This is a genomic window from Streptomyces sp. YS-3 (assembly GCF_045257485.1).
In the GTDB taxonomy this organism is placed as follows: Bacteria; Actinomycetota; Actinomycetes; order Streptomycetales; family Streptomycetaceae; genus Streptomyces.
Genome location: NZ_JBJHPC010000285.1, coordinates 1 through 9,090, shown reverse-complemented (window position 1 = coordinate 9,090; position 9,090 = coordinate 1). Strand labels below are relative to the sequence as shown.

Annotated in this window: 8 protein-coding genes; 5 read left to right on the top strand and 3 right to left on the bottom strand. The window is 72.9% G+C overall.

The window, feature by feature from the left end; genetic code table 11:
• The first annotated feature begins 264 nt into the window (after positions 1-264).
• Complete coding sequence (gene cdgB, locus ACJA3G_RS22060) at positions 265-1,935, top strand: diguanylate cyclase CdgB (RefSeq protein ID WP_406554749.1); 1,671 nt, start codon at positions 265-267, stop codon at positions 1,933-1,935.
• A 107-nt stretch (positions 1,936-2,042) separates the two neighbouring features.
• Entirely contained in the window at positions 2,043-3,062 is a 1,020-nt protein-coding gene (locus ACJA3G_RS22055) for a carbohydrate-binding protein (protein WP_406554748.1), read from the top strand.
• A 17-nt stretch (positions 3,063-3,079) separates the two neighbouring features.
• Here the strand turns inward: ACJA3G_RS22055 and ACJA3G_RS22050 are convergent, their stop codons facing one another.
• The 3 genes from ACJA3G_RS22050 to ACJA3G_RS22040 form a co-directional block, all read right to left on the bottom strand.
• Entirely contained in the window at positions 3,080-4,000 is a 921-nt protein-coding gene (locus tag ACJA3G_RS22050) for a 1-phosphofructokinase family hexose kinase (RefSeq protein WP_406554747.1), read from the bottom strand.
• A 94-nt stretch (positions 4,001-4,094) separates the two neighbouring features.
• The gene (gene nagA / locus ACJA3G_RS22045; protein ID WP_406554746.1) at positions 4,095-5,240 is read right to left on the bottom strand and encodes an N-acetylglucosamine-6-phosphate deacetylase; all 1,146 of its coding nucleotides are present in this window, start codon (positions 5,238-5,240) and stop codon (positions 4,095-4,097) included.
• Positions 5,240-6,229, bottom strand: a complete 990-nt coding sequence (locus ACJA3G_RS22040) for an ROK family protein (RefSeq protein ID WP_406554745.1) — start codon at positions 6,227-6,229, stop codon at positions 5,240-5,242. The genes nagA and ACJA3G_RS22040 overlap by 1 nt, the downstream gene beginning before the upstream one ends.
• A 305-nt stretch (positions 6,230-6,534) precedes the next feature.
• On the opposite strand from ACJA3G_RS22040, the gene ACJA3G_RS22035 reads away from it, so the two are divergent.
• The 3 genes from ACJA3G_RS22035 (at position 6,535) to otsB (ending at position 9,066) form a co-directional block, all read left to right on the top strand.
• The gene (locus tag ACJA3G_RS22035) at positions 6,535-7,752 is read left to right on the top strand and encodes an extracellular solute-binding protein (RefSeq protein ID WP_406554750.1); all 1,218 of its coding nucleotides are present in this window, start codon (positions 6,535-6,537) and stop codon (positions 7,750-7,752) included.
• Between the two features lie 159 nt (positions 7,753-7,911).
• A complete protein-coding gene (locus ACJA3G_RS22030; protein ID WP_406554744.1) occupies positions 7,912-8,163 on the top strand; it encodes a DUF3263 domain-containing protein in 252 nt (83 codons plus the stop codon).
• A gap of 60 nt (positions 8,164-8,223) precedes the next feature.
• Positions 8,224-9,066, top strand: coding sequence for a trehalose-phosphatase (otsB, locus tag ACJA3G_RS22025; protein ID WP_406554743.1), 843 nt, complete (start codon positions 8,224-8,226; stop codon positions 9,064-9,066).
• The last annotated feature ends 24 nt before the right edge of the window (positions 9,067-9,090 follow it).

The following is a 9,090-nucleotide window of genomic DNA, read 5'->3' as shown; positions in this document are numbered from 1 at the left end:
CATTAACGCCTGTTTGCATTCCGTAATTCCGCGGAGCGCTCCCACCCCCCGCACCGCACCCGCCATCACCCCGTGTGACTTGAGTCACAGAGTGCGGTAATTGTTGACCCTGTGTACCGAGTGGGCAGCTCGCTGTGATTCAGTGACGGGGACGTTGCACGAAAAGCGCCCACTGGGAAGTCGGAAGCCGGGCCGGAAGCCGGAGAAGAAGCGCGCCGAATCAGGATCCTGGAGTTGCTGTCGAGGTCTCGGGGAGAGCGAGCAATGGAGACCGAGTCGGAGCCGTACGTCCGTCTTGCGACCCTGCGGCAGCTGCATCAGGTGGTCACCGACCTGAACACGGCCCGCAGTCTGGCGGACACGCTGCAGACCGTCGCCGACGGCGTCATCGCCGGGCTCGGATACGAGCTGGCCTGCGTCAATCTCGTACGCCCCGACGGGGACCTCGTCGTCGCCGCCTTCGCCGGGAACGCCGCCGCCGAGGCTCTGATCACCGGGCGCGTCGGCAGCCGCGCCTCCTGGGAGCGGCGGCTCACCATGGGTGAGGGCTGGGGCGACCTGCGGTTCATCCCGCACACCGAGGGCTGGGTGCTCCTGGAGGACGACGTCCCGCAGTGGTACACCGAGGGCCCCGAGCCGCGCTTCGAGGACGAGTGGCACCCCCAGGACCGCCTCTACGCGCCGATGTACGCCTCCGGGGGCGGGCGCGAGCTCCTCGGCGTCATCTCGGTCGACAAGCCGCGCAACGGGCGGCGCCCGGGCGCCTGGGGGCGCGAAGCGCTCCAGATGTACGCCTCCCAGTCCGCCATTGCGATCAGCAACGCCCGGCTTCGCGCAAACATGCAGCGCGCGCTGGTTCGGCTGGAGCGCGAGCAGCAGGCGCTGCGGGCCAGCGAGGAGAGCTTCCGGCAGGCCTTCGAGTACGCGCCGTCCGGCATGGCCATCGCCGAGATGGGCGGTGACCAGCACGGACGTCTGCTGCGTACCAACGACGCGCTCTGCCGACTGCTCGGCCGGCCCGCCGCCGTGATGCGGCGCTACTCCTTCGCCGACCTCGTCCACCCCGACGACATAGGCCTGCTGCTGCGCACCTCGGCCGAGGGCGGGCGCGCCGAGCTGCGGCTCGGGCGCCGCGACGGCTCGTACGTATGGGTGTCGCTGCGCAATTCCGTCGTCGCCGATACCGCCGACGGTCCCCGTTTCCTGCTCACCCACGTCGAGGACATCGAGGAGCGCAAGCGGCACGAGCTCCAGCTCGCCCACCGCGCCTCGCACGACTCGCTCACCGGTCTGCCCAACAGCGCGGAGCTGCGCGCCCGCCTCTCCGCCCGGCTCTGCCAGCGGCCGTACGCGGTGGGTGCAACCGCCGTGGAGGCGCTGGACGCGGCGTACGGAGAGGTGCACGACGGGCGGCCCGAGACCCCTGGGCACGCGGTCTGCGCCTCCGGCGGCTTCGACTTCGACCCGGCGCCGGGGGCGGGGCCCTTCGACCACCATGTGCACATGGTCGCCCCCGAGGGCGAGGTGGACGACGGCACCAAGGGGCTCGCGGTCCTCTTCTGCGACCTCGACGGCTTCAAGTCGATCAACGACCGGTTCGGTCACAACACCGGTGACGCCGTCCTCATCGAGGTCGCGCGCCGGCTCACGACCGGGGTGCGCGACGGCGACACGGTCGCGCGGCTCGGCGGTGACGAGTTCGTCGTCCTCGCCGACGGCCTGGGCGCGGCCGACGCGGCCGACCTCGCGGTCCGGCTGCGCAACGCGATCATCCCGCCCATCAGGGTGGACGGTCGGGCGGTCCGCGTCGGGGCGAGTTTCGGTATCGGCTGGGCCAGCTGCGGGATGTCCGTCGAGGAGGTCCTGCGCTCCGCCGACCAGCGGATGTACATCGAGAAGCGGTCCCGCGCGAAGGTCCACCGGCGCGCCGGTTAGCTTCCGGCGCACCGGGGGTGCGACCGAGGTCGCGGCCATGGTGTCGGCCGTTCGGGGTAGGCTCGGCCGGTCGGCGACGGCTGGCGAACAGTGAGGAGTGACCCCGGATGACGCCCGGCAACAACGGCGCGAGCACGCCCGAGGACGACGATCCGTTCGGCTATCTGTACGAGGACGGACAGGCCTCCGGCGCCACCCCGCCCCGCTCGGGCGGCTACGGCTACCCCAACCCGACGGCACCGCAGCAGCCCGGCGTGCCCCGCACCTCGTACAACCAGGTGCGGACGGTCGGCGAGCGCCAGTACGGGCAGGTCCCGCAGCAGCAGTACGGCCAGCAGTACGGCCAGCCCCCTCAGCAGCAGGGCCGGCAGCAGTACGGCCAGCAGCAGTACGGCCAGCCCACCGCCCAGTACGCGGCGCCCGAGACCTATGGCGGGGGCGCCGGCGCCCCCGGCCGTCCCGCGCCCCCGGCCGACGGCGGCGGGCGCGGCAGCCGTGGCCCCAACACCAAGGGCCTGCTGATCGGCGCGGTCGCGGTGGTCGCGGCGGTCGTCATCGGCATCGGTGTGGCGTTGGCCACCAACGGCGACGGCAAGAAGGACGACGGCGCGGCCAAGCCGACGGGCGACGGCACCTCCACGGGCGCCTCCCAGCAGCCGTCGCAGAAGCCCTCCGACTCGGCGTCCCCCCCGGCCCAGGAGCTCCCCAAGCAGGACGCGGCGACGCTGAAGCTGGGCGGGGGCGCGGTGCTGGCCAAGGACGTGAAGGGCGCGCAGGGCACGGACGGGGCGTACGTCAACGGCTTCAACCAGATCGGCGCCTCGCTGACCTGGCAGGCCGATCTGCCGTCGTCCGGCTCGTACTACCTGTACGTGCGGTTCGCCATCCCGGCGAAGGACGCCAACGCGACCGTGACGGTCAACGGCAAGCCGAACGCCCAGCCGATAGGCCTGAGGAACTTCAGGGGGTCCACCGACCCGAAGCTGGAGAACAACTGGCAGTACTCGTGGACGCAGGTCAACCTGAAGCAGGGGCCGAACACCATCAAGTTCTCCTGTGAGCAGGGGAACCAGTGCGACGCGGTGTTCGACTGGGTCGAGATCAGCAAGACGAAGAAGCACTACTGAGCCCCTGAGGGCCGGGGCTAGCCCGTGACGCTCGTGACCCGCACCTCGGTGAGCAAGGTCTCGTACGCCCCGGTGTCGTACTCGCCCGCCACCGGCGCCAGGACCGTCGCCGCCGACAGGGCCACCGCCCGCGCCAGCCGGTCCGGCCAGGGCAGGCCCTCCACCAGGGACGACAGCAGGGCCGCCACCGCCGAGTCGCCCGCGCCCGTGGGGTTGCCCCGGACCGGGGACGGCGGGGCCGCCTGCCAGGTGCCCTCGGGGGTGACCGCCACCAGGCCCTCGGGGCCCAGGGAGGCGACCACACCGTGCGCGCCCCGGCGGCGGGCGTCGCGGGCCGCGCGCAGGGGTTCGCGGGAGCCGGTCAGCCGGGCCAGCTCGTCCGCGTTGGGCTTGATCAGATCGGGGCGGGCGGCGAGGCCGCGCCGCAGGGGTTCGCCGCTGGTGTCCAGCAGGACGGGGACGCCCGCCGCGCGGGCCCGGCGTACGAGGTCGGCGTAGGCGCCGACGGGCACCCCGGGCGGCAGGCTGCCGCAGAGGGCGACCGCGTCCGCCTCCCGCAGCAGCGGCTCGTACACCGCGAGGAACGCCTCCCACTCCTCGGCCGTGACCTGCGGGCCCGGCTCGTTGAGCTGGGTGGTGTCGCCGGTGGCCGCGTCCACGACCGCGATCGTGCGGCGGGTGGTCCCGGCGATGGGGACCAGCGCGTCGACGGGGGCGAGCGGGGCGAGCAGTTCGCGCAGGACCGCGCCGGTGCGACCGCCCGCGAAGCCCGTGACGACGCACTCGTGGCCGAGCGCGGCCAGGACCCGGGCCACGTTGAGGCCCTTGCCGCCGGGACGCTCGGTCACCTCCTCCACCCGGTGGGCGGTGTGCGGGACGAGCTCGGGGACCCGGTAGGTCAGGTCGAGTGCCGTGTTCGGCGTGACGGTCAGGATCACGGGGTGATCATGCCAAACGGACGGTGGCCGGCCCAGACCCCGCGGTCACGGGTTCCGGCCGCCGCCGTGTCCCGGGGGCTCAGCCGAGCGGGGTTCAGCCGAGCGGGGGCGCCACGATCCACTCGCCCCGGCGCATCACGCCCTTCAGCGTGAACGCCTCGTCCAGGACCACCAGGTCCGCGTCCTTGCCCGGCTCCAGCGAGCCGACCCTGTCGTACACGCCGAGCAGCCGCGCCGGGTTGGCGCAGAGCGCGCGGACCGCGTCCTCGGCCGAGAGGCCGTCGACGGTCACCGCGCGCCGGAAGGCACGGTCCAGGGTGAGGGTGGAGCCCGCGATGGAGCCGCCTTCGACGAGCCGGGCGACGCCCTCCTTGACCTCGACCTCCAGCGGTCCGAGGTGGTAGAGCCCGTCGCCGAACCCGGCCGCGTCCATGGCGTCCGTGATGAAGGCGACCCGGTCGGCGCCCTTGTGGTGGAAGGCCAGTTCGAGCGAGGCGGGGTGCAGATGCGTGCCGTCGTTGATCAGCTCGACGGTGATCCGCTCGTCCTCCAGGAGGGCGGCGATCGGGCCGGGCGCGCGGTGGCCGAGCGCCGGCATCGCGTTGTAGAGGTGGGTGGCGACGGTGGCGCCCGCGTCGATCGCCTCGACGGTCTGCTCGTAGGTGGCGTCGGTGTGGCCGATGGCGGCGATCACCCCGTGCTCGGCGAGCAGGCGTACGGAGTCGAGACCGCCGGGCAGCTCGGTGGCGAGGGTGAACATCCTGGCCGTGCCCCGGGCCGCGTCCATCAGCTTGCGGACCTCGGCCGGGTCGGGGTGGCGCAGCAGGTCCTCGCTGTGGGCGCCCTTGCGGCACGGCGAGATGAAGGGGCCCTCGAAGTGGATGCCCGCCAGGTCGCCCTGCTCGACCAGCTCGGAGAGCAGCCCGGCCCGCTGGGCCAGGAAGTCCATCTCGCCGGTGACGGTGGAGGCCACCATGGTGGTGGTGCCGTGCAGCCGGTGGGTGTGGATGCCCTTCAGGACGTCCTCGACCGTGCCGTTGGTGAAGGAGGCGCCGCCGCCGCCGTGGACGTGCATGTCGACGAAGCCGGGGACGACCCAGTGGCCGCTGAGGTCGACGCGCTCGGCGCTCCCGGGTGCGCTTCCCGCGATCCGCGCGCCCTCGACGATCACGCGTCCGTTCTCGACGACACCGGTCGGCAGCACGACGCGGGCGCCGGAGAGGACCTTGACTGCGGCCATCAGGCGGTTACCTCCGTGGAGTGGGTGGTGCCGGGAGGGGTCCCGGTGCCGGGAGCGGGTGCGGTGCCGGTGGCGTCGAGCAGGTCCCAGGCGAGCAGGCCCGCGCCCAGGCAGCCCGCCGTGTCGCCGAGGGCGGCCGGGACGATCGCGGGCATCTTCTGGAACGTGACGCGCTCCTCGACGGCCGCCCGCAGCGGTACGAACAAGGTTTCCCCGGCTTCGGCGAGTCCGCCACCGATGATCAGGGTGCGGGGGTCGAGCAGGGTGAGCGCGGTGACCAGGCCGTCCGCGAGGGCGGCGACGGCCTCGTGCCAGACGGCCTTCGCCGCCGGGTCGCCGGACTCGACGGCCTTGGCGCAGTCGGCCGCGTCCGCGTCCGGGTCGCCGCTGGCCTCGGCCCACGCCTGGGTGACGGCGGAGGCGGAGGCGAGGCGCTCCAGACAGCCGCGCTGGCCGCAGCCGCAGGGGATGCCGCCGGGGCGCACCACGATGTGGCCGATCTCGCCGGCGTAGCCGTGGGCGCCCGGCTCGATGCGGCCGTCGATGCCGATGGCTCCGGCGATGCCGGTGCCGAGCGGGACGAAGAGGAAGCGGTCGGCGTCCTTGCCCGCGCCGATCCGGCCCTCGGCGAGGCCGCCGGTGCGCACGTCGTGGCCGAGGGCGACGGGCACGCCGTCGAGCCGCTCGCTCAGCAGCCGCCGCATGGGGACGTCGCGCCAGCCGAGGTTGGCCGCGTAGACGGCGACGCCGTTCTCGGCGTCGACGATGCCGGGCACGGCGACCCCGGCCGCCCGGGCGCTCTCGCCGAGGTGCTCCTCGCCGTACGACCGCAGCTCGGCGGCGAAGTCGAGGATGCCCGCGACGACGGCCTCGGGGCCGCGCTCGCGGCCGGTGGGCCTGCGCGCCTCGTACAGCAGGCCGCCGTCCGCCCCGATGAGGGCGGCTTTCATCCCGGTGCCGCCCACATCCAGGGCGATGACGTGTCTCACGGGAGACAGTCTCGCGCGTTCACCCATGAAAGGTCTAGTCCACTCACCGGGTGGCGGGGTAAGCGTTTTCCCAAGTGCCGCCGGGAATACGGCCGTACGGGTGGGGCATCAGGGGGAGAAGTTGCGGAAGTGATACCCAACTGGTGTAGACCTCAGCCCCGGCTGCGAGGGAAGATCGCAGCTCATGTAGACAGGACGTTGCGAACAGGACGTTCACGGGGGACCGACTGGCGAACAACGAGGGTGGGACAGAGCACGTGCAGCGGCGCTTCTTGGGTCTGACGGCGGCGGTGGCCGCACTCGGCATGGCGGCGGGCCTCACCGGCTGCGGCAGCGACAGCGGCTCCGGCAGCGTCACCCTCAAGCTGGTGGCCGCCGACTACGACATCGCGGGCGGCAGCAGCACCAAGGCGTACTGGCACGACCTCGTCAGCGACTTCGAGAAGAAGAACCCCCGTATCAAGGTCGAGGTCACCGTCCTGTCCTGGGACGTCGTCGACGCCAAGGTCGCGGAGATGGTGAAGGCGGGCAAGGCCCCCGACATCGCGCAGATCGGCGCCTACTCCGACTACGCCGCCGGCGGCAAGCTCTACTCCGTCGACCAGCTGCTCTCCATCCCCGTCCAGGCGAACTTCCTGGCGCCGCTGGCGGACGCGGGCGAGATGAAGCGCGTCCAGTACGGCATCCCGTTCGTGGCCTCCACCCGGCTGCTCTTCTACAACCAGACGCTCTTCGACAAGGCGCACATCAAGCCGCCGCAGACCTGGGCGCAGCTGGCGTCCGACGCGAAGGCGCTGAAGGCCAAGGGGGTGAAGACCCCGTTCGCGCTGCCGCTGGGCAGCGAGGAGGCCCAGGCCGAGACGATGATGTGGATGCTGAGCGGCGGTGGCGGTTACGTCAACCAGATCTCCGGCTACGACCTCGACTCGCCGGAGAACATCAAGACCTTCAACTGGCTGAAGAAGAACCTCGTCGAGGAGGGCCTCACCGGGCCCGTCGCGCCCGCGAAGCTGAACCGGCAGGCGGCCTTCGACGCGTTCGCCAAGGGCGAGGTCGGCATGCTCAACGGCCACCCCTCGCTGATGGAGCAGGCCCGCAAGAAGGGCGTGAAGTACGGCATGGTCCCGCTGCCCGGCACCGAGGGCAAGGCCAAGGCGTCGATGGGCGTGGCCGACTGGATCATGGGCTTCAAGCAGAACGGCCACCGCGAGGAGATCGGCGAGTTCCTCGACTTCGCGTTCAACGACCAGAACGTGCTGGCCTTCGCGGACAAGTACGACCTGCTGCCCGCGACCCGTACGGCGTCGCAGACCATGCAGAACGACGGCAAGCACCCGGAGCTCAAGGAGTTCCTGGCCGCGCTGCCCACCTCCGAGCTGCCGCCGGTCGGCAAGACCTCCTGGCCCAAGGTCAGCGAGACGATCAAGAAGCGGATCGGTCAGGCGGTGTCGCCGGAGGGCGACCCCCGGTCGGTGCTGGAGGGCATCGCGAAGGTCGCCACCGAGGCCGAGAACGCGGAGTAGGCCCGCCCGGGCTCGGTCCGCGGGCGCCTGTGGCCGAGCTGGATTCTCCGGCCGCGGTCGGCTGCCGATTGGCGCGGGGAAGTGCGCGGCCGGCCACGCACGGTCCGCGGACGGACCGGGCCCGGCGGGCTGCCCGGAAGCGGCGATACGTTGGGACGTATGACAGACCACGACGAGGGCGGGCGCGGGCTCGGGGAGCGGGCGCTGGCCGTGCTGGCCATCGAGCGGCGGTCCTGGGCCGGGCCCGGCGCCAAGGAGCGGGCCGTGCGCGAACGGCTGGGGATCTCGCCGACGCACTACTACCAGCTCCTCAACGCCCTGCTCGACGACGAGCGGGCGCTCGCCCACGACCCGGTCACCGTGAACCGGCTGCGCCGGGTGCGCGAGACGCAGCGCGAACGCCGGGACTGACCGGGGCTTTTCCCCACCCCGGCATGGCTGTGATCCGCCCCGCGCCGTTAGGGTCGTGCCATGGGCAGCCACACGCATCCTTTGCCGACTCCTGCCACGTCCGCCGGGCGCGAGGCGCTGGCCGCGATCCTGGCCGCGCCCGAGCGGGCCGTGATCGCACTCGACTTCGACGGGACGCTCGCGGACATCGTCGCCGACCCCGAACAGGCCCGGGCGCACCCCGGCGCGGTGCCCGCGCTCGCGGCGCTCGCCCCGAAGGTCGCCTCGGTCGCGGTGATCACCGGACGCCCCGCGGGGGTGGCCGTACGGTACGGCGGCTTCGCGGGTGTCCCCGGTCTGGAGCACCTGGTGGTGCTGGGCCACTACGGCGCCGAGCGCTGGGACGCGGTGACCGGGACGGTCCACGCGCCCGCGCCGCACCCCGGCGTCACCGCCGCCCGGGCCGAGCTGCCGGGGGTCCTGGACGCGCACGGGGCCTGGCGGGGCACCTGGATCGAGGAGAAGGGGCAGGCGGTCGCGGTCCACACCCGGCGCGCCTCGGACCCGCAGGCCGCGTACGCCGCCCTGCACGACCCGCTCGCCGCCCTCGCGGCCCGGCACGGCCTGATCCTGGAGCCGGGCCGGCTGGTCCTGGAGCTGCGGCCCCCGGGGATGGACAAGGGGGTGGCGCTGGCGGAGTACCTGCGCGAGGTCGGCGCGGGGTCCGTGGTGTACGCGGGGGACGACCTCGGTGACCTGCCCGCGTTCGGGGCGGTCGAGAAGCTGCGTTCGGACGGGGTGCCGGGGCTGCTGGTGTGCAGCGGGGCGGGGGAGGTGCCGGAGCTGGCGGAACGGGCGGATGTGCGGGTGCCGGGGCCGGCGTCGGTGGTGGAGTTCCTCTCGGGGCTGGCCGAGGCCTTGTAGCCCCCCGCCCCACCCCTTCCCGAA